We start from the raw sequence: 19793 nt of genomic DNA, 5'->3' as shown, positions 1-19793 counted from the left end.
GCGCGCGTACTTAGCGTTGTAATCTATGTACTCATTACTGCCTTCTTTTGTTCAACATAAGTTGCTAAAAAGCTCGGCTTTGGGCCACCCAGGGTCACCACAGGTGACATTTCGCTCTTGGTTTTATTAGCTAGCCTTGCATCCGAAAAGCTGATCCGGCTTTTCAGACTGAGTCCTTTGTCTCTGAGTGTGCCAAACATGCATTCTGCCAGGTCAAATACATGCTCGCTCAAGGCATCTTTCTGCCAGTTTTGGGCCAAACTATGAAAATCGTGCTGATACATTAACCGGGGCATTCTGGCCAACCCCAGTGATTTCAGTGTTTTCCCTTGTTTATCGAGCAAAGCAAACACCGGCATCCCAAACTCTGCATGGGCATGCTTTTGCAAATAGTTCACCTGCTTTTCATCGTGGCTTTTAAAACACTTCTGAACCAGCTCTTCCAAAATGCTATCAGCTACGGATACCGGCCTATGCTCTCCGTAAAAACAATAACTAAAATCATAATCTATCGGGTCCGCTCTGGTTGCATCAAAAACCCGATGATTACAAAACACCATATGCGCCTTGTATTTACCTTCTTTCAGATCGTCCGCCCAGTAAAAGTCTTTGCCCTTAATGGTTTTCTTATAGGGCGTAACAAAAACCTCCTTTGTCAGTGGAAACTTGCCATATTTAACGGTTGCTGGTTCTTCGTTCTTCAGCGCCACCCCCAACTGGGATTGAATAAGTCCGTGTCTGACCTTAGCAAACTGGCACAGGTGTAATTGCCACTTTTGCCTGTCGGTATCAAACCGCAACCAGGCTGCTTCGACTTTGCTTTTTTTGCTGACCGTGTCCAAATATTCGCTGTGGCTAGACACATCGCGATAGGACAGGTGGCTATTATCCACCTGTCCAAACTTTCCAAAGCTGGCGATTTCCAGCACGCTGCGCAGCATCCCTTTAATACTGCTGCCGGGGATGATCGGGTTGTTCTGAGGATCTCTGGCCCATTTTACCCCGGTCGGGGCGTTGTCTTGTTTTACGTGTTCCTGACCAACGCACAGGGGCGTTTGGTTCACCAGCGTATAATCAATGGTGCCGCTCAGGCCGTTCTCAAACGGCACGTCGTGGCTCACCAGATGTGCCCAGTCGGGCATATACACCCACTTAGACAGGGGCACAAAGTGATAAGGGGCATGTACCTGGGCCATTAGCTGTTCTCCTTCTGTAAGGCCTGGCTTGTGTGCCAGCCCATAAATTGCTGTGCCACCGGGCGCCAGGCCCACTGCTCTGTGGGCTCTGCGGTTTCACTCAGCAAGGGGGTGTTTTGTTTTTGGTACCACAGCCGGTAAATGGCATGCTGTTCGTCAAGGCCGTCGCGCAACAATACACGCTGATCGCGATATACCTGATCTGCGCCTGTGTCTGTCTCGCTGTGCATGCGCACCAGCCGATACTGCTGTGGTGCCACCAGCCGGGCGCTTAGCGACACTTGCTCGTTACACCACTGACCTTCGATCACATCCTGACGCGCGCTGTCCAGGGTGGTGCACAGCACCAGAGCATCGCGCCACATTGCCCAGCCTGCGTTTGCTTCTATCGACTGCACAGACTCCTGTAGCTGCTGTGCATCAACCAGCTGAGACTCAACTATCAGGCGTGCTGCTGTAAGCTCAGGGAGCTGACTGCCAAGGCGCTTTGCGCTGCCCTGCTGCGCTCGTAAGGTGTTATACACGGCTATGCTCATAGCGCTATCTCCTTTAACATCTGTGAATCTTCCCGGCTTTGTGCGCCAGGTTGCAGCAGGCTGGTGCCTCTTCCGCTGCCAGCCCCGAGCGGCAGTAAGCCCTGCTCAAGATCATTGAGGGTGGCTTTGAGGGCTTGTTTGGTGGTTGTGTCCAGTTGCTTAAATCTGGCCTCATTAGCCAGCCAGACTCGTATGGTCAAAGTCGGCTGATACAGCAGCTCTTCGGTATACAGTGCGCCCTTGCGAACCCCGCCGGTAAAACGGTCCAGGCTGGTGTGGCTGCGCACCTGAATATCTTTCGCCTGGTACACCACTTCGCAGTCATCCACCATCAGACAGCCGGCAAATGAGTTGTCGTGTTCTTGCTCATCCAGGTGGCCAAACAACTCATCCACGCCGGCAACGCGTTTTTGCCAGTCTTCATGGCTGTCCTGTGCTCGGGCTTCGGCGTATAGCTTGTTCAGGCGGCAATAATGAAATGCCACCCGGTGCGCCAGTATGCCTTTAATGGCACTGCCGCACAGCACCACGTGCTGACCTTTAAGTTGTGGCCCCGATTCGTCCCATGTCACCCTTGGCTCGCTGTAACACAAAATATCCGGGCTACGAGCTGCGCTCCCCTCAGCCGGTGATTTAAGTCGACTCACCCCGGCTCCAAAGCGCCAGTAATCCAGCCCTTTTACCGTCATTTCGCACAGCGCCCTGGTGGCTGCGGGTAACTTGCCGTCTGGCAGCCAATCTTGTACTTCTGAAAACGGCTTTGTTTGTGCAGCGAGGTTGCAGTCTGGCTGATAAAACGCACGCAGTGCCGTGCGCGGGTCATGTTCGGGGGTTTTTTGCAGCGGTACGTGCTTAACGTCCAGCCCCAGCAACGCCATTTGCCCCAAACCGTTGCGAGTCGAGCCACCCAGTGCAAATTGCCTTTGTTGCCAGACAGATAGCACCTGAGCAAAATAACGCTTTGCTTCGTTCTGCGCGAGGTGCGCCGAGTCAAACTCATACTTAACCGTCAGAACAAAGCGGACTCCGGCGGGCAACAATAGCTGATCGAACTTAGCGTTATGTTTGGCTACTCCCCGGTCGTTGATGGCAACTCGCTCGCGATGGTGAGGCCTGGCCAGCAACAAGCTGGCCAGGTAATCATCCTGCTCCAGCTGCTGCTGGCTCTGACAGGCCCGCACTGGCTGATGCTGTTTATCCACCACCACACCATGACTGACAGTCAGTGACGAGCGCAGTTCTGAACTGCCAAAAATGGCATCGCACTGTGCTTTACCCAGTTCGCGCAAAACTAACGAGCGCCATACCCCTGTAACACTGGTTGCGGGCAAATAAGGTAAGCCATTGGCATCGCGTGCCAGCTGCGTATCAAAATTATGCTCACGTCCGCCTGAGCTTATGGCCATCGGCGCGACATTACTGACCAGTAATCTGGCTAATAAATAGTGCTTCATTGTGTGACCTCCTCGTTACTCTGTGCCTTTTGCTTGTCCAGCAGTGCCTGCATGTCCTTTAACCCGCCGGGCGTAGCCAATTCGTAGCGGCAGATCTGCTCCAGCAGCTGGCGAGCCAGTACCAGCTCTATGGCTGAACCATCAGCGTTACAAAACAACGACTTGCTGGCTTCAGCAAAATGAGTAAAACCATCCACGCCCTGCCAGCGAATGCCCCAGCCGTATTCATCGTTGCTGGCTTTGCAGATGTGGCCGCTGTCTTTGTCGGCAACGCCGTCACGACCAAACGCCCGCTCAAACCAGTCATCGGAGGCATGATTAAGCAAATCCGCAATACGCCGCCACTGATTCTGCGACGGGCCAGCCTGGTAGCTGGGTAACACATGATTGTAGCTGCGTGCCTGACGATAGTAAGTCAGCAAGGTCGTGACCTGATCACGAACCCACATGGCTCGCTCACGCAATTGTTGCTCTCGGGTACCTTGCGCGCGCAGCCAGTCGATTAATGGCGTTGACAAGTTGCTGATGGCTTCATCGCTAAGTGACTGCGCGCCGGAGGTCGGGATGTCATCACAGCAGAACACCGCTTCGCGACACGGATTACTCTGTGTTGCCCACGCTGGATTGACCATCACCCAGCCCTGGCCAAATTGCTTGTCTGTCCCTATTCCGTTTTGGCTGATCTCATGCAATACCTGCCGGGGCACTGCGCTGGATAAACGAAAACTCAGCACACTGCCACGGGTGATCACCCGCTGCTCACTGTCAAAGCCGCCGCGCTTTTGATTGAAGCGGCTCAGGGTATGGGCACGAATAAAACTATGGCGCGTATCCAGGCTGGCACCTTTAAGCTGAGGATGAATATCTTCTCCACAGGGCATCACATGGTGCATCCCCTGCGCGTCTACAAAAGCGCAATCACTTAAACACCAGAGCGTCAGCCTGTCTGGCGCATCGCTTGCTTCTGGCAACGCATACTCAATAGTCTGTATGCGCACCCGGCCATATTCATTTGAGCGTGCCCGGCCAATTCGGTATTCACCGTTGAGGGCATTCGTCACGCGCTGTTGTAATTCAGTGTCTTGCGGATCCATGGCAACAAACCCCACAAACTGCTGTCCGGGGTCGATGTGCCCGTAAGTAAACAGCTGACCTGGGGCTACTTTACCCGTTTCAGACTCAAGCGCCGTCTTGGTGTTTTGTCCGCGACTTACCCTGATCCGCTGCGCATCTGCAGTTACGTAGTCGGCACTCATTTGCACATACTGGGTATTCGCCTCGCGCACAAAACCTGTGTGAGCATGGTTGGTGATGTGCTCTGCAAACTGCGATGTTTGTGGTTCCACAACCGGCGCATGCTTTTGATGATGCCAGGACAATGGCACAGGCAACGCCAGTCGGTTATCCTGGAGCGGATAACACGGACCAAAACGCCAGGTACCACTGTGAAATAACGCCCAGCTTTGTTCGCCACTCAGTTCGCGATACAGCCGTCCCGCCAGCGCACCCAGCAGTGCACTACCGGGAATAAAGTCCAGGCTCATCTGGTTATTCACGGTTGCATTGCTTTCACTGACCACAATGGGGTCGAGTGTGGTGAGCACAAAATATTGAATGGTCATGCCGCCTCCTTATTCAGGGTCACTGTTACCTGACCAAACCCACGCTGACGCTTACCTCCAAGCTCAGTGATCAGCAATAACGCATCGTCAATACACTGCACCAGCTCAGCTTCAGTGAGCAGTGTCTGTAATCGCGCCCAGTTGGGGTGCTCATGATTAAAAGTGAGCTCACACACCAAAGTAACGGGGACCACAACTTGCGTGGCTCTTAAGCTGGTGTTTCTGGCAACACCACGCTCGTTGACTGCAGTACTTTGAAGCACCCGATAAAGGTATTTCTGATGAGACTTGTGAAAAGTCAAAAATTGTTGCTCCGCCCTACTAAGTTCGGCACTGCTGAGCTGGATCACGCCCTGACTGCACTCGGCCTGTTTGCCTTCATGCCCGAACAGGTAAGTCGCAACGTCTTCGCCATGTTCACCAAACCAGTTATGCTGCGCAGCCGTCTCAAAAGCATGACGCAGCAACCCTTTAATGCTTTTACCCGGAATATAGGGCAACCCTTGTGCTGATTTGGCCACCAGCGCATCGGCATAGCTGCCGCCCTCTTCACCGCTGCCAATATGCCAGTCACTGTGTAAGGTAAAGGTCAGTTCATAAGTCATCACGACACCTCCGGTTGTTGCTTTGCCTGAATACTTTTCACGCTCAGGCGATTGAGCTTTTCGAGCACCATCAAGTCGCTAAGTGGCGTAACCCAGCCGTTTTCGCCCTGCCAGTGCCAGCTTTCCTGTGGCTCTTTGTCCCGCGCGCTGAGCTGCGCAAAAGCCTGCGCCAGTTTTTGCTGCTGTGCTTTGTTGCCATTGAGCGCAAAGTCGCGATAGATCACGCGCTGCACCTCAGCCAGGTCGCCCATGCCAAGATACGTTAATACCTCTCGCCACTTACTCAGCGTCATAGGTGTGCACGCCTGTGCCAGTAAATCAAACAAAGCGTTCAGTGCTTTTAAGGTCGGATACGACCCATACTCACTTAACAGGTAAGCACCCAGGCTGGTATGCAGAACGTCCTCACCACTGTGCAGCTCAAATGACGGGCCCTGAAAGTATCTAGTCCATCACTGACCGTATTGGAGACCTGAACAAAGGCCAGTGCCGCTGTGCCATTGGCCTGCTTGGTCAGTACCTTGGCCTGTTTACACAACTGCTCGGTCATTTCATGGCTGTGCGTGAAAGGATGTTTGGCCTTTTGGATTAAGACCCCGGCACTGGCTGTGAGCTTGCCGCCAAATGTGCTTTCAGCGTTGGCCGCTTTGATAACCTCATAGGTTGGTTTAAGTGCAATCCGCGACGTTTGCTCAAAAGCCGCACAAAACTGCTCAGTGTATTCCAGAGCCAGGTCAGCACGGCACAGTAAGGTAACGTCGTCGCCCCTAGCACCAGCGGGCGCATTGGCAGCAGTAGCTCAGTCAGTTCGCTGTTTTCTGCTTGCTCTGACAATACCCGTTTGGTGAGCCACAACGTTGCCTGCTGAGCCGCTTGTTGTGTGGCAGTGGCCATAGCCTCAGAAAAATCCCTGAATGCGCTGCAATACACGTCATCACCTGCACCACTCAAAGCCTTATCCAGATCCTGTAACACCTGGCCCATGCCATTGCCATCTATGTGCAGCAGTGCAATGTCCATGTGCAGCTCAGACTCTGAGTCATCTGCTGTCGCGCGAGGGGTTAAGGGGAACTCAGACTCCAGATCAAGAGGAAAGGCGATTTTGTCAACCAGTTTGGGATCCAGTAACTCCCCGGTCGGTTTAAAGCGCGCCTGCAACGCACCGTCTTTATCGCGCAGGTCCCAGTGATTATATGCCTGCTCGTTGTACCAACTGGGCAAGTCCACCAGCTCTTCGTGGCGCAGCTTTACTGCCAACGATCCGGTGCGCTGCGCCCGGGCACACAGGGTTGTTGCAACCGGCAAGCTTGCAGGCTGAAAATTACGCGCCTGTGCCAATAAATAAAGCGCGGCCTGTTTAGCATGTGCAACGCTTTGCCCCTGCGCCAGCGCATCACAATATTCCAGCCCCGGATAAAGCTGAGCAAAAGTTAAGGTCCAACTGTCGCGCAAAGTTTGCAGCGTTTCCTTGTCGTCGCTGCAAGCATAAAACGCACCGCCTTTACAGCGAAAAAAGCGTACCTGAGGGTCGGGGTCTGGGTGTTCAGTCAGCAAATCGTGGCGCAGTTGCGTAGCTTGTAACACCTGATAGAGCACGCTGTGTTCAGAGGAATCAATTAAGCGGTCAAGCCGCTCACTGGCGGCGACCACGTCGCGCAGTTTGCCGGTGCGAAACAGATAATGCTGGATCGACCTGGCTTCAAATAAGTAGCAATAAGTCATCTCGGCTCCTTGTGAATGGAAAACCCGCCGACTTCAGGGAGAAACCCACAAAATTCGGCCATAACAACAAGGTAGCGGTTTACACACAAAACAGGGGATGACAAATTTGTCGCTTTAGAGTTTAAGCTCTAAAGGTGTGGGGCATCACTATATCCACACAACTTTTATTGCAATAAGCTGCATTATTATTTATTTAAAAAACAACATACTAGGCGTTGCATCTGTATAATTTGTATGCTTTATTAAGTGTCGCAATTCATATAATTGCGCTTTAAATATGGAATAACTGGAAATAATAAGCAGTAAAAGGAACGCAAAATGGACGAAATTTATGAGGGTGATCAGGTCGATTTAGATGGCGATGGTTACAGTGATGGTGTTGCCGCTGACTTAGATGGCGACGGCATTGTCGACAGCGTCGTCATTGACAGTGATAACGACGGTTATATTGACGCCGTTGCTATCGATACAGATGGGGATGGATACATAGACACGGTTGCGGCGGACACCGACGGCGATGGCTATATTGATGCGGTAGCCGTTGATACCGATGGAGATGGGTTAGTTGATACCGTTGCGATTGATGCTGACGGCGATGGCCTGGTTGATGCGGTAGCGGTGGATGCTGATGGCGACGGTGTGATTGATACTATTGCTATGGACACAGATGGCGATGGTGTGATCGATACGATGGTCATGGACACCGATGGCGATGGCGAAGCTGATACAGTGATAGCCGATACCGATTTTGACGGTGTAGCCGACGTAATGGTCACGGAAGTTGATGATTTTTAAAGAGACAAGGACAGGAGAATTAAAATATGTTTAATAAAATAAAAGACACAGCAACCAAAAACTTTGCCAATACAGGCGAAGAGAGCAACGAAGCGCCAAAAGTGAGTTTAAAAGAAAAAGGCGATGTGCTCAGTGCGACCATTAAACAAAAAGCCAACGATGCCAGAGGCAGCCTGAAAGAAATCTCTGTGATGGCCAAAGTGAAGGAATTTACTAAAGCTTCGGTCAAAACCGTTGAAGACATTGACGCTGAGTTATTGGTAAGTAACTCACAGTACGAAATCAATAACTTCCGCGTATCGGCCACCGCAGGGGTCACCGCAGGTATGACGCTGGATATTCACTTTGTGAAGAATCAGGGCGCCAAAGAAATTGCCCAGCAGGCCTCTCGATTCCTGATTGTGCATAACCCAGATACAGGCAGTAAAATTCAGGTACCCAGAAGTGCACTGGTGAACAAAGAAATTGCCAAAATCAAAGATCCAAAAACAGAAGCCATTTTAACCATCAACGCCAAAACAGGTGCAATTCTGGGGTAATTCGACACCCTTACATCTCGTGTCATTGCCAGCCAAACAGCCAGGTAATGACACTTCCTGCTTACCGCTGCTGTCACACGATACCTGCTCTCCCTTTATTCAGCACTCATCAACTCTTTCCTTTGCGCGTAACACCCTGTAATAGTCACCGTGCAGCTTTGCATCTAGAGTTTATGCGGGCCTTGATCGGCGCAGCTATACTCAGACAGGGCAGGCACAAAATCCCCCTGCCCGGTCGGGACAGGTAAACGACGGATGGTTAATACATTCGTCATTGCAGTTACCTGACAAGGAAACACTTTAAGCGGAAACCGTTATGAGCGATAAGAAAAAACGTAATAAGCAACAACAAGGTGAACTGGTAAACCCTAAGTATTTGAAAAAGAATATGAAGAATGCACCGACGGCCAATAATGTAAAATGTTGGACAGGTGATGATGACTTCCAACCCATTGAACTGGCAACCCAGCGCCTGAAAGAAATGTTTGTGGAAATGGGCCAGAAAACCCGTATTGAACGCGGGCAGCAGCCCGCAGAGCGCGCTGTATTTCGTAAGCAGCACGGCATAGCCTATGGTAAATTCGAGATCCACAGCAAACTCGATAAAGCGCTACAGGCCGGCGTATTTGCCAACCCCGCCAGTTACGACTGTGTGGTGCGCTTTTCCAGCGATACCACGCCGAATAGTCCAGATCTGCATACCACTTTAGGGGTCGGGATCAAATTGTTCGGTGTGAAAGGCAAAAAGTTGCTGGGTGACAGCGACAATGTCGACTTTATTATGCAGAACATCGACCGCTTCTTTGTTCGCGACGCCTCACAAATGTGTGCCTTTACCACTGCCGGCGTCATCGACCGCGACTACCCGGCTTACCTTAGCGAAAATAAAGAAACAGCCGACATACTGGACGAGATGACCAAACCCGAGGCCAGTTGCCTGAGTACTCACTACTGGGCAATACTGCCGTTTAAACTTGGCAAGCAGAATGTCGTTAAATACCGTATTCGTCCGGTTGATACCTATCGGGGCTCACCTGCACAAGGGAATGACTATCTGGCGGAGGACTTGCAAATTCGCTTGCGTCAGGGAGAAGCCAAGTTTGTGTTTGAAATCCAACGTCGCCCACCCAATGCTTCCGAGGAAGACTTCCCAATCGACAACGCCATGGTGGTGTGGCCAGAACAGGATGCACCGTTCGAACCAGTTGCAACCCTGACACTGCCGCAGCAAGATATCTGTGCCATCGGCCAGGCCGAGTTTGGTCGCAACCTGGCTTTCAATATCTGGCGAACCCTGGCCGAAAACGAGCCACTGGGATCTATTGCTCAGGCCCGAAAAGTCGTTTATCAGGCCAGTGCCAATACCCGCCACCAGGCCAACGGCCAGCAGATGAACGAACCCAATGCCATCGACCCAAAGTTCACCCCGAACAGCGATGAAGACAGCAATTGTATTGTCCGTGCCGGTATTTACCCGCCCATTGGCGTAATGCGAGTAGGCAGCAGTAAAGAGTACTTTATTGGCCCACAGGTACCTAACCCCAAGCCGCGACTTGAAGAAGATGCCTATCGCGATGACCAGGGCCAGCTTAAGCGTCAGGCAGCTGAGTTTCGTATATACGGCTTTAACGCGGCGGGCAAGCCCGTAAAAGAGCTGACTATGGATAACGCCAAGATTCAATGGCAGGTACACCTGGCCAATCAGAAGTCATCCTGGTATGAATTTCAGTTGGCGCTGGATGTGCCGGAAGCCGCCGACGCGCCGCCCAGTCTGCTGCGTAACAATAATGTAGCAGATCGCAACCGTCTGCTAATTGATGGTGGTACGCACAAGCTGAATAAAGCCAAAGTGAAAGAGGGCCCGCAATTCCAGGGCGAGTTTATGGGCGAGGAAGTCTACCTAGGTGAGCTTAAGTCAGATAAACAGGGCCGCCTGATTGTACTTGGCGGCAATGGCGTATCGCGTAATATTAATGGTGACATTGCCATTACCTTTGCTAATAACCAGGGCTGGCACGACGACATTTCTGATGGTCCGGTTACCGCCGAGGTTGAGTATGAAGGCGTTAAATTGCAGGTTGACCCGGCCTGGGTGGTCTGCGCACCACCTGATTATGCACCAATGCAAAAATCCGTGCGCACTATGTGGGACCTTATGCGCTCTGTTGCCGTTAACGCTGGTATGCTAACCCGACCGGCCCGTCCGTCTTTTAAGCACGATATTTTACCCATTTTCGAGCGAATGACCGACTTGCAATGGGTCAACGCTGGCTTTGCCGCCGGATTTGGATTTAAAGCACCTTTTAACTACACCAGTGAAGAGTGGAAAGCAAAACTGGGTAACCCCTCTCCCGCCTATAAAGAGCTGCGCCGTACCCTGTCGAACAATTTCCGCCGTTATGGCCAGCCAGGTGCGCAGGCCGCACAGCTTTGGCCCTGGCTATATGGCGATGCGCTGTCTATTCCACCAACAGGTTCGGAGCGTCAGCACTCCACACTGTCAGCACTGCAACTGTCTTTCCTGGACCAGTGGGTTGAAGGAGACTTTACCGCCGACTATATAGACCCAGCTATTTGCCCGCATGCCGCTGAACCCGACGACATAGATAAAGTGCCAGTGGCGGAGCAACCGGATATGCTGACCCGAGGGGCATTAGATTTCTGTCTGGCCGACGCTTTCCACCCAGGCTGTGAAATGACCTGGCCAATGCGTACTGCCGGCATGTATATGGCACCGTTTCGAATTAAACATGCCGATAAAGGGATCTGTAAAGACACCACCTATTATGGCGCCCAGATCAACGGCGATACCATTACGCTGGCGCAGGGCCCGATCCTCGGTGGTCAGGTTGCCGGCGGCATTACACGCTGGATGGCAATCCCCTGGCAAACCGACACAGCCAGCTGTCGCGATGGCTACACGCCTGATTACGACCCGTACCTACCGACCTTCTGGCCGGCACGAGTGCCGAACAACATCCTGAATGTGGCGCGCTATGAAGAAGCCATCAACCCGGCTCTGGATCCGCAAACCCGAGTTGAGGCTTTCAATTACCGCAGCGACTGGCTCGATGCCCTGCCCTTGTATGGTCAACCCGCCACCTATACCGCACAGATCAACAGCATGATCACCAACTTCGATAAGCTGGCTGTGGTACAAGGCCGACCGGGTGCAGCAGACGATGCAGATCTGCCGGATACCATGCAAGTTGGGATCACCGCTGAAGACCACCGTAAAGGCCTGGCCAGTGAAACCGAAACCACAGCGCAGGGCAAGCTGCAAACCATTGCTGAGCTGGCAGCCAACCTGGTACCCAGCCCGGATGGCCGAGATGCGGCACGACCTGTGATGGCAACGTCACGCTCGCGGGTCGACCTCGGGGTCATTGAAAAGGTCAGCCGCTTTGCCGTAAATTTCCCTAAGGACTTGAAATAAGGCCATACGCAATGACACAGGTAAAACACTGTCAGATTGCGATTGTTGGCGCCGGGGTGGCAGGCTGTATTGCCGCCCTGGCGCTGAGTCGTCACTTTCAGGTATTGTTGATTGACAAGCAATCGGCCTGTCCCGAAAAAATAGGTGAATGCCTGCCGCCGGCTGCAGCGCGGATCTTGCGCAACTTAAATCTGCTCAAGGGCTTTGAACTGCAACAGGATTTACATATTCCAAACTATGGCATAAAAAGCCGCTGGGGAGCTGAGCAAAGCGTTGTCAACGACAATCTCAGTAATCCCGATGGCATGGGCTGGCAACTCAATCGGGCCGGATTTGAAAACTGGTTGCGCGAGCAGGTCGTCGCACAAGGTATTGAGACACTCTGGCCCGCCAAATTACTGGATGCGCAGCCAGGCAGCGACGGCTGGCTGCTGTATCTGGCAACACATGGTTCAGGGCATGCACAGGACAACCAGCAAAGCATCGCGGTCCCCTGTCACTTCGTTATTGACGCAACCGGACGCCACAGCGCATTTGCTACTAAGCTTGGCCTGAAACGCAAAGTGCTGGATAAACAAATAGCGCTATGGGCAAGCATGACATGTAATGAATCAAATCAACTCGCACACATAGAAACCAGTCCAAATGGTTGGTGGTATAGCGCTAAATTACCAGCACAGCGACGCGTCCTGGCGCTACAAACCGACAGCGATCTGCTCGAAAAAGGTCTGCAACATGACCTGGCTCAGTTTTGCCGCCAGGCCCGTATACAACCTGGGCTGCTGGCATTACTCCCACCGGGTATTGAGCAATCGGGCACCATACAGCTGCATAAGGTGGTCTCTGCCAACAGTACCTGTCTGACTCAAGTTGCCGGACACCGCTGGGCTGCGCTGGGTGATGCCGCCTGCAGCTTTGACCCTTTATCGTCTCAAGGTATGTTCAATGCCATGGCAACCGCGATGCAACTGGCCAACAGTCTAACCGAGCACGGCCTGACCGACGCCAGCGCTGCAATAGAGGTTGCACGCCTTCATCAGACACAGATTAAATCAATCTGGCAACACTATCTGACTCATCGCACCCACTACTACGCACAAGAACAACGCTGGCCCGATTCACCCTATTGGCAACGGCGCCAGACACACAAAAACGCCGAGCTCAGTTGAGCCCGGCGTGAGGTTCGCAATTCAAGTTCGTTTTATGGTTGCTCACCTGCGGTGAACAATCTGGCCTTACTTGACGATAAGCTGATCTTCATAAGTATAAATGCTGTTTGGATCCGTCAGATTAAAGACCTTCACCGCCATAGTTTTACCCACTGCGTTTTCACATTCCAGGATTTGATACAGCACAGGATGCTTCGCCTTGTTCTCAACCACAGTATCCAGAGTAAACACGTCTGAATGGAATGGACCCTTGCGGTCTTCACCATGGAACAAGCCCAGAGATACACCGCGATCTGCCAGGACGCTGCAGCGTGCATCATTATTCTGGTTGTCCACAGTCAGGCGACTGCTGATGTGATACGCGGTGTGATAGCCATACGAGTATGGCTGATGAACAAAATCACCGGCAGGTGTCAGCTCAATCTGCCAGTCGACAACAGGCGCGCCCGGTACATTAACCAATACGTTGTACCAGTCACCCGCAGCGTTATAACAGCTGACGTGCAATACTTTTTTGTCTGTCAGCGCCGCTTCTGGAATGGCAACCCCCATTTCCACCGTGTTACGGTCCGCAATCGTCTTCACACCCAGGTTGGCAACATGGCTACCGTCTTTTGCTGAGTACAGGTTTGCAGAGTCACAGTAAGCACCTTCACCACGTAGTACAAGTTGCGCTTCAAAGTTGTGCGCAAACTCACCTGTCAGCAAAGCCGAGCTAACCGGACCTGATGTGTAGTTAGTCAGGCGCTCGTAGCCGTCTGTATCAAATACATTCTGATACGCGGTAGCCTGGCTACCAAAAGCACTGAATAATGCAGCGGCTGCTAGTGATAAAGATAAGGTTTTCATGTTTATGTCCTTTTAGAAAGTAACGAGTAAAAATAGTGATGTTTAAACTTCGCAGTGCAGAGCCGATATTCACGTGAATGCCGAACACTTGCTTGCTAACTGAGGTCACCATAGCAAGAGAAATTCACGTCCGACAAATTTCAAAAACAAGTAGGCTTACTTGTTTAACTCATAAAAATATCCAATTAATTCAATATCATAAAGAGACTTATAACTAGCACCCTAAGCATTGCACAGTTTTGCTTAGTGTTTCAAAACTCGCCCCTAAGAGACCCTGTTTTATTCTGTTCAAAAAATAATGAAACTTCATCGAAGGTGATTTTTTCTCTCTTTCATAAGCGGGCAAAGCTTGATCCACAACAAATAAATTTGTCACTCAGAAGCAAAATTTCTCGTCGAAATGAGACTTGCACAACAGCAACATGCCCCCTACTATTTGCGTGTTTTCTGAAGATAGCCAATCCGAGTACATCGCGGTGGTGTGTTTAGCATGACGGTCAATGAGCCGGTCATGATGTGGTCACCCCGTGGCAAGGCGATAGAGCAACTATCCAGGATCTGTAACTGGTTCGGGTAAAGGTAATACGCTGATGCGTCGTCAATACCTGAGTCGCTTTGCTCAAGACCTGAAAGGGTGATCCCATGCACCACAAACAAGCACGGATCACACATAGAGCCTGCAGGTCGTTATTCGCTGATACTATTTGGAGTCGCTATGCCTATTCAGCCTCAAGTACAAAATTTTGATATCGACGCTACCCTTGTAACCGATTTGGTTGCGCAGTACGGATCACCCCTGTTGATGCTCGACTGCGAGCAAGTACGTGATCAATACCTGGCACTTGCCGAAGCGTTGCCTGGCGTACGTTTACACTATGCGTTAAAACCTTTACCTCATCCGGCAGTAGTACGCACTTTGCTGCAACTGGGTGCCTGTTTTGACCTGGCAACCAGCGGTGAAGTCGACCTGGTCCGTGAGCAAGGGGTTCCGGCTGAGTGCACGATTCATACGCACCCAATTAAACGTCGCAGTGACATTGCTGATGCACTGGAGTACGGCTGCCAGGTGTTTGTGGTCGACAACCAAAATGAATTGGCTAAGTTTCGCGAATTTGCCGAGCAGGCCGAAGTGCTGATCCGACTAAGCTTTCGTAACAGCGAGGCCTATGCTGATCTGTCGAAAAAGTTCGGTTGCAGCCCGGCCGATGCAATGAACCTGATCCGTCAGGCACAGCAATGGGGTATTCGGGTGAAGGGCCTGTCGTTTCATGTTGGCTCGCAAACCGCCAATGCCGACAAATATGTCGCGGCTATTCAGGCGTGCAAGCAGCTGATGGACGACGTAGTAGCTGAAGGACTGCCTGCGCTAAGCTGCCTGGATATCGGCGGAGGTTTCCCGGTATCTTATGCCAGCAACCAGGTAGATATTCGTGCTTTTTGTGCGCCAATCAACGCAGCACTGGCCGAGCTACCAGAGACGGTACAGCGTATTGCCGAACCAGGTCGGTTTATTGTTGCCGGTGCGATGACCTGCGTTGCGTCGGTGATGGGACAGGCACAGCGTGAAGGCCGTACCTGGTATTATCTGGACGACGGAATTTATGGCTCTTTCAGTGGGCTGATGTTCGACATGGCATGTTACCCGCTACGTACGCTGAAAACCGCTGATGTGCTTTACCCAAGCGTACTGGCTGGGCCAACCTGCGATAGCATAGATGTGATCTGTGACGCCGTTGAACTGCCGCAACTGGAAGATGGTGACCTGGTCATCACTCGCATGATGGGTGCGTACACCAGTGCAACAGCCACCGACTTCAATTTCTTCAAACGTGCTACGACTGTGGTACTCAATGAAGTGTTCCAACTTCACCAGGCCGAATTCGGCAGCTAATCGCCCACCATACGGAGGCCCACTCGGGCTTCCGCTCCTCATTACTTCACTAATTTACGCACAAAAACGCACACTGAAGTCGGAAAAACGTCTCAGGTAGCCAGTCCGATAGATACTTGCACTAAACGCGCAATAATTTACGCAGACTTATTCAAAATTGGGTTATAAACCGACGTATCATCTGCGGCAGCTACCTCCACCCTGTGTCAATATTTAAAAATCTAAGCGAAATTAGGGACTGTAAAAGAAAGTATAATCACTTCTATAAACACTAATGCTTAGAATGATATATACCACATATCCGACCAGATGAGATTTTTTATTCAACCTGTTTGACTTTTATTCATTTAAATCTAACTTTTAAAACAACTCGACACATAGAGTTAACCAAATAAAAACAATTACCTTTATGACAACAGGAAAAACGAATGAAACATTCTTTAATTTGCTTATCGATTGTAAGTGCTCTATCCAGTGCCACAGTATCAGCGTCTGAACCCGATTATCAGGGAGCAGCCGCTCAGCTGGCTATCAACAATACCTGCATCGTCAGATTTGACGATAAAACAGAAAAGCTGGATGTTGAGGGTAAGGCCAGAGGATTGCTGGCTCGTGCAAACGCTCAGGCAAAACACATTTATAAACATGCAATGAAAGGCATGGCAGTCAATATGAGCTGCGAGCAGGCACGTGCAACGTTTGCCGCTGAGTCTGCTTCAATGCGCTTTACCCCAGACGGCGCCGTGTATGCCAGCCCGGCAAAAAAACTCGGAAAGCCAGGCGGTGGTGGTTCGCAAGGCCAGACCATTCCATGGAGTGTCAGCCGAGTAGGTGGTCCAATTGATGGCAGTGGCTATACAGCCTGGGTCATAGACACAGGTATTGATGTTGACCATAACGACCTCAATGTGGACAGCAGCCGAGGCTTCAGCGCATTTAGTAAAGGAAAGAATGCCGGTGTGGACGATGGGAATGGTCACGGTACCCATGTCGCAGGTACCATTGCAGCGCTAGATAATGGCATCGATGTTGTCGGTGTCGCTGCAGGCGCCACCGTCGTTCCAGTCAAAGTGCTCGATTCCCGGGGCTCTGGTAGTTGGTCAGGTGTCTTAGCCGGTATTGACCATGTTGCAGCCAACGCATCACCCGGTGACTGTGTCAATATGAGCCTTGGTGGCGGCTTCAACCAGGAGCTAAACGATGCTGTTGAAAGCGCAGCACAACAATCAGGCGCCTTCTTTGTGATTGCGGCGGGCAATGAAAGCCAGCATGCCAGCAATGTCTCACCAGCCAGTGCTTCACACCCGCGTGTTTATACTATCTCGGCCACAGATGCTAATGATCGCTTCGCGAGTTTTTCAAACTATGGTAACCCTCCGGTAGATTACGCCGCACCTGGTGTCAGTATTTTATCTACACGCAGTGGTGGAGGCACAACCACAATGTCAGGTACCTCGATGGCATCACCCGCTGCTTGTGCCGTGATCATGATGAGCAATGGCAACCCCAGAACAGATGGCCGCGCATCCGGTGATCCGGATGGCAATGCCGACAGCATAGTACACTTATAAGTGACTGGCAGTGGTTCGGTCTGTGCACTGAACTGCTGCCAACACCCTGTGGGCAGCAGCAATCATTAACCGTGTTAAACCACTCTTCCCTGTGCTTGCATTGACCTGACACCTGCAATCGCCTGCATAATATCCATAAAGTAAACATCCTCCAGCAAAGAAATGACATCATTCCACCTTGGATTAAATTCATTGTTCTCCCAGCGTCTTAAGGTGCGCTCCTCGATACCATAACTCGCGGCTGATTCAGCCTGAGTATACCCCCTTAATTTGCGTGCATATTTCAATAACTGGGCACCACGAGGCGCTCTTAAAAGATCAAACTGCTCGGTATTGTCTGCGTGCTGCGACGGCATGGACCCTCCCATTGCGAACGGGTTGATCACTGTTTCTGTTGGGATGTTGCAGGTTACTGTGCTGGTCATATCCACTTCCTTACTTTTTTACGCAATCTTGTCATGTGCCCCGTGCAAATCAATGCAACTGGGTCATTATCTACTATCAGCAAAGGCCGTTAACGCGGACTGAATCCTTAAAACACCGCCAATGCGTAATTTATGAAAGATAATAGTGTAATTATTTACGCAGATCAATGCGTAAAATTCAAAATTTTGCGTAAAAATTTGAATTGCCTTTTCTCAGCCAAGTTCCTATAATGCCATATTGCTTAAAAATGGGACATCCTAGGGCGTGGTATAAAACAATGGAAAAACAACTTAATACCGAAGCTGACATCTCAGCATTTGCAGAGCGCGTTGAATATGCAATTAAGCCGCATAGCATTCGCGCCTTCGCGTCAAAAATTGATATTTCGGAAGGAACTTTACGACGCATATTAAAAGGAGAGGATCCTAAGCTCAGTATTGTTGCACGCATTGCTCAGGTTGCGAATGTAGATCTGATGTGGCTTATCCAGGGCGAAACAACCACAGATTGTCCACAATCGCCCATCATCACTCAGCCTCTGGTTAAACTGGATGAATTTAACGAAGCCTTTGTGTTAGTACCTGGCTACCATGTGTCTGTCAGTACCGGCCATGGCGCGTTTAATGACAACGCTCAGGTTGCCCGCCACCTCGCTTTCAGAAAGAAGTGGATAGACTATAAAAATCTCGATAAGAGTGAGCTGGCTGTGGTATTTGCAAAAGGCGACTCGATGGAACCCACCATCCACAACAACAATACTATTTTGGTTGACTTGAGTGACAAAAAACTCAGTGAAGGCCTGATCTATGTAGTCAGGCTCGGTGAAGAGTTATATGCAAAACGGCTACAACAGTATCTGGATGGCTCTGTCAGATTGATCAGTGACAATAAAGAATACGTCGAACAGGTGGTGCGCGCTGACGAGCTGGAACAGTTAGAAATCATCGGCAAAGTGGTGTGGATAGGTAAAGATTTGGCTTAAAAGCAGATTTTTTAGCTATCCATATATTAACCGGTGGTGTTACCAGGCTTGTTGAGATGCCGGCGCTCAGTACTGTGCCCCCTGCTCTTTTGCGCTGGTTACTATGTCTCCCTGAAAGAGCTGATTGCGTCCGCTGCCGCCATTAAGTATGTCATAGCCTGTACCACCAGCAAGAATATCATCCCCATCTCTGCCTTCGAGCACATCTTTATCACCACCGCCGATCAACACATCATTTCCAGTACCACCAACGAGCTTATCACGACCAGCAAAGCCTCTCAGTTCATCATTACCGACACCACCAAATAACCGATCCGCACCGCGCCCCCCCATCACCTCATCATCGCCGCTACCGGCCCAGACATGTTGCTCGATGGCCATAGCGCGACCGTCGTAGCTGTCGTCGCCTTCGCTCAGATAAACGTGAATTTGCTCAACCTGATTGGCATAGATAAACACGCAGCTCGCGCTGTCCGAGGTCGCTCTCATCACTTTAATGCGCCTACCGTCCAAGGTTAGCCGGTACGTTTCTGCCTCCGTCGTGCCAACAATATTAAGCACCACGATGTGTCTGACAGATTTCACTGCACGCAAAGACATGCGCTTTAATTCGACTACAGCGCCTCCACCTAACCCGACACACACGCCATCGGATGCAATCGCACCGCGCGCACCGACCAAACCCAAAAGACCTAATAAAAACACCACTAAGACCCGCTTAACCATATCCCTACACCCTTTTGAAAGCGTTGTTTAATCTGGCTGAGTGAAAGCTGAGGTGCTGTACTGACCAGATCACCTACTGTCACTCTAGCGACACAGTGTGGACACAATGTGCAGATGTAACACAGGGAGCTCATTTAAGTTTAGCTGCTTAATACAAATGGTGAGGTGTAATTGTACAGAGAATATTGCTGGAGTGCTTCGATATACGCCAGTTCTACTTTTCTGGGGATGCTGGAACCAAAGAAGAGCCCTAATCAAGCGGGCTCAGATAAAA

The 19793-nt window shown here is 51.0% G+C and carries 19 protein-coding genes; 7 read left to right on the top strand and 12 right to left on the bottom strand.

The genetic code is table 11. The features are described 5' to 3' along the window. Positions 1-23: 23 nt before the first annotated feature. Genes ELR70_RS10530 through ELR70_RS10495 form a run of 8 tightly spaced genes read right to left on the bottom strand, consistent with a single transcriptional unit; the run spans position 24 to position 7135 of the window. Positions 24-1196 carry a TIGR03986 family CRISPR-associated RAMP protein gene (locus tag ELR70_RS10530; protein WP_128064569.1) on the bottom strand — a complete coding sequence of 391 codons (1173 nt, stop codon included), beginning with the start codon at positions 1194-1196 and terminating at the stop codon, positions 24-26. Then, positions 1196-1732: a hypothetical protein gene (locus ELR70_RS10525; RefSeq protein WP_054016562.1), complete on the bottom strand. Its 537-nt coding sequence runs from the start codon at positions 1730-1732 to the stop codon at positions 1196-1198. Before ELR70_RS10525 ends, ELR70_RS10530 begins: the two co-directional genes overlap by 1 nt. Further along, on the bottom strand, positions 1729-3186 hold the full coding sequence (locus tag ELR70_RS10520) for an RAMP superfamily CRISPR-associated protein (protein WP_054016561.1): 1458 nt from the start codon (positions 3184-3186) through the stop codon (positions 1729-1731). Before ELR70_RS10520 ends, ELR70_RS10525 begins: the two co-directional genes overlap by 4 nt. Beyond that, the gene (locus tag ELR70_RS10515) at positions 3183-4808 is read right to left on the bottom strand and encodes a hypothetical protein (RefSeq protein ID WP_054016560.1); all 1626 of its coding nucleotides are present in this window, start codon (positions 4806-4808) and stop codon (positions 3183-3185) included. The genes ELR70_RS10520 and ELR70_RS10515 overlap by 4 nt, the downstream gene beginning before the upstream one ends. After that, positions 4805-5413, bottom strand: a complete 609-nt coding sequence (locus ELR70_RS10510; RefSeq protein ID WP_054016559.1) for an RAMP superfamily CRISPR-associated protein — start codon at positions 5411-5413, stop codon at positions 4805-4807. Before ELR70_RS10510 ends, ELR70_RS10515 begins: the two co-directional genes overlap by 4 nt. Further along, positions 5413-5739 (bottom strand): hypothetical protein, encoded by a 327-nt coding sequence (locus tag ELR70_RS10505; protein WP_128064568.1) that lies wholly within the window; start codon positions 5737-5739, stop codon positions 5413-5415. Before ELR70_RS10505 ends, ELR70_RS10510 begins: the two co-directional genes overlap by 1 nt. 41 nt (positions 5740-5780) lie before the next feature. Then, entirely contained in the window at positions 5781-5963 is a 183-nt protein-coding gene (locus tag ELR70_RS10500) for a hypothetical protein (protein WP_128064567.1), read from the bottom strand. Positions 5964-6001: 38 nt separating this feature from the next. After that, positions 6002-7135, bottom strand: a complete 1134-nt coding sequence (locus ELR70_RS10495) for a hypothetical protein (protein WP_128064566.1) — start codon at positions 7133-7135, stop codon at positions 6002-6004. A 318-nt stretch (positions 7136-7453) separates the two neighbouring features. Here ELR70_RS10495 and ELR70_RS25075 point away from each other — a divergent pair, with 318 nt between their 5' ends. The 4 genes from ELR70_RS25075 (at position 7454) to ELR70_RS10475 (ending at position 13074) form a co-directional block, all read left to right on the top strand. Next, positions 7454-7930: a hypothetical protein gene (locus ELR70_RS25075; protein WP_128064565.1), complete on the top strand. Its 477-nt coding sequence runs from the start codon at positions 7454-7456 to the stop codon at positions 7928-7930. Positions 7931-7956: 26 nt separating this feature from the next. Then, complete coding sequence (locus ELR70_RS10485) at positions 7957-8469, top strand: hypothetical protein (RefSeq protein WP_054016557.1); 513 nt, start codon at positions 7957-7959, stop codon at positions 8467-8469. 316 nt (positions 8470-8785) lie between these two features. Beyond that, entirely contained in the window at positions 8786-11905 is a 3120-nt protein-coding gene (locus tag ELR70_RS10480) for a LodA/GoxA family CTQ-dependent oxidase (RefSeq protein WP_082353274.1), read from the top strand. Positions 11906-11916: 11 nt separating this feature from the next. Next, positions 11917-13074 carry a tryptophan 7-halogenase gene (locus ELR70_RS10475; RefSeq protein ID WP_054016556.1) on the top strand — a complete coding sequence of 386 codons (1158 nt, stop codon included), beginning with the start codon at positions 11917-11919 and terminating at the stop codon, positions 13072-13074. Positions 13075-13140: 66 nt separating this feature from the next. Here ELR70_RS10475 and ELR70_RS10470 read toward each other — a convergent pair whose 3' ends face one another. Together ELR70_RS10470 and ELR70_RS10465 are read right to left on the bottom strand one after the other, a co-directional pair. Beyond that, positions 13141-13923, bottom strand: a complete 783-nt coding sequence (locus ELR70_RS10470; protein ID WP_054016555.1) for a hypothetical protein — start codon at positions 13921-13923, stop codon at positions 13141-13143. A 432-nt stretch (positions 13924-14355) separates the two neighbouring features. Continuing rightward, positions 14356-14595 carry a hypothetical protein gene (locus tag ELR70_RS10465; protein WP_128064564.1) on the bottom strand — a complete coding sequence of 80 codons (240 nt, stop codon included), beginning with the start codon at positions 14593-14595 and terminating at the stop codon, positions 14356-14358. Between the two features lie 43 nt (positions 14596-14638). Here ELR70_RS10465 and ELR70_RS10460 point away from each other — a divergent pair, with 43 nt between their 5' ends. Together ELR70_RS10460 and ELR70_RS10455 are read left to right on the top strand one after the other, a co-directional pair. After that, positions 14639-15814, top strand: coding sequence for a type III PLP-dependent enzyme (locus tag ELR70_RS10460; protein ID WP_054016554.1), 1176 nt, complete (start codon positions 14639-14641; stop codon positions 15812-15814). A 428-nt stretch (positions 15815-16242) separates the two neighbouring features. Further along, positions 16243-17385 carry a S8 family serine peptidase gene (locus ELR70_RS10455; RefSeq protein ID WP_054016553.1) on the top strand — a complete coding sequence of 381 codons (1143 nt, stop codon included), beginning with the start codon at positions 16243-16245 and terminating at the stop codon, positions 17383-17385. 74 nt (positions 17386-17459) lie between these two features. On the opposite strand, the gene ELR70_RS10450 is transcribed toward ELR70_RS10455, so the two are convergent. Continuing rightward, positions 17460-17810 carry a helix-turn-helix transcriptional regulator gene (locus ELR70_RS10450; protein WP_235577125.1) on the bottom strand — a complete coding sequence of 117 codons (351 nt, stop codon included), beginning with the start codon at positions 17808-17810 and terminating at the stop codon, positions 17460-17462. Between the two features lie 278 nt (positions 17811-18088). Between ELR70_RS10450 and ELR70_RS10445 the strand changes: the two genes are divergently transcribed. Beyond that, positions 18089-18793: a helix-turn-helix transcriptional regulator gene (locus ELR70_RS10445; RefSeq protein WP_054016552.1), complete on the top strand. Its 705-nt coding sequence runs from the start codon at positions 18089-18091 to the stop codon at positions 18791-18793. 66 nt (positions 18794-18859) lie between these two features. On the opposite strand, the gene ELR70_RS10440 is transcribed toward ELR70_RS10445, so the two are convergent. Beyond that, positions 18860-19519, bottom strand: a complete 660-nt coding sequence (locus ELR70_RS10440; RefSeq protein ID WP_054016551.1) for a calcium-binding protein — start codon at positions 19517-19519, stop codon at positions 18860-18862. Between the last annotated feature and the right edge of the window lie 274 nt (positions 19520-19793).

Origin of the sequence: Pseudoalteromonas sp. R3 (assembly GCF_004014715.1) — a bacterium.
Classification (GTDB): Bacteria; Pseudomonadota; Gammaproteobacteria; order Enterobacterales; family Alteromonadaceae; genus Pseudoalteromonas.
This window is presented reverse-complemented; position numbering and strand designations above follow the sequence as displayed.

What these genes read in the sequence shown, in the direction of transcription:
- ELR70_RS10480 (WP_082353274.1), top strand. Translation starts at nt 8,786, where the DNA reads ATGAGCGATAAGAAAAAACGTAATAAGCAACAACAAGGTGAACTGGTA.
- ELR70_RS10500 (WP_128064567.1), bottom strand. Translation starts at nt 5,963, where the DNA reads ATGACCGAGCAGTTGTGTAAACAGGCCAAGGTACTGACCAAGCAGGCC.
- ELR70_RS10495 (WP_128064566.1), bottom strand. Translation starts at nt 7,135, where the DNA reads ATGACTTATTGCTACTTATTTGAAGCCAGGTCGATCCAGCATTATCTG.
- ELR70_RS10510 (WP_054016559.1), bottom strand. Translation starts at nt 5,413, where the DNA reads ATGACTTATGAACTGACCTTTACCTTACACAGTGACTGGCATATTGGC.
- ELR70_RS10470 (WP_054016555.1), bottom strand. Translation starts at nt 13,923, where the DNA reads ATGAAAACCTTATCTTTATCACTAGCAGCCGCTGCATTATTCAGTGCT.
- ELR70_RS10530 (WP_128064569.1), bottom strand. Translation starts at nt 1,196, where the DNA reads ATGGCCCAGGTACATGCCCCTTATCACTTTGTGCCCCTGTCTAAGTGG.
- ELR70_RS10460 (WP_054016554.1), top strand. Translation starts at nt 14,639, where the DNA reads ATGCCTATTCAGCCTCAAGTACAAAATTTTGATATCGACGCTACCCTT.
- ELR70_RS25075 (WP_128064565.1), top strand. Translation starts at nt 7,454, where the DNA reads ATGGACGAAATTTATGAGGGTGATCAGGTCGATTTAGATGGCGATGGT.
- ELR70_RS10465 (WP_128064564.1), bottom strand. Translation starts at nt 14,595, where the DNA reads ATGTGTGATCCGTGCTTGTTTGTGGTGCATGGGATCACCCTTTCAGGT.
- ELR70_RS10515 (WP_054016560.1), bottom strand. Translation starts at nt 4,808, where the DNA reads ATGACCATTCAATATTTTGTGCTCACCACACTCGACCCCATTGTGGTC.
- ELR70_RS10445 (WP_054016552.1), top strand. Translation starts at nt 18,089, where the DNA reads ATGGAAAAACAACTTAATACCGAAGCTGACATCTCAGCATTTGCAGAG.
- ELR70_RS10455 (WP_054016553.1), top strand. Translation starts at nt 16,243, where the DNA reads ATGAAACATTCTTTAATTTGCTTATCGATTGTAAGTGCTCTATCCAGT.
- ELR70_RS10485 (WP_054016557.1), top strand. Translation starts at nt 7,957, where the DNA reads ATGTTTAATAAAATAAAAGACACAGCAACCAAAAACTTTGCCAATACA.
- ELR70_RS10520 (WP_054016561.1), bottom strand. Translation starts at nt 3,186, where the DNA reads ATGAAGCACTATTTATTAGCCAGATTACTGGTCAGTAATGTCGCGCCG.
- ELR70_RS10475 (WP_054016556.1), top strand. Translation starts at nt 11,917, where the DNA reads ATGACACAGGTAAAACACTGTCAGATTGCGATTGTTGGCGCCGGGGTG.
- ELR70_RS10450 (WP_235577125.1), bottom strand. Translation starts at nt 17,810, where the DNA reads ATGACCAGCACAGTAACCTGCAACATCCCAACAGAAACAGTGATCAAC.
- ELR70_RS10525 (WP_054016562.1), bottom strand. Translation starts at nt 1,732, where the DNA reads ATGAGCATAGCCGTGTATAACACCTTACGAGCGCAGCAGGGCAGCGCA.
- ELR70_RS10440 (WP_054016551.1), bottom strand. Translation starts at nt 19,519, where the DNA reads ATGGTTAAGCGGGTCTTAGTGGTGTTTTTATTAGGTCTTTTGGGTTTG.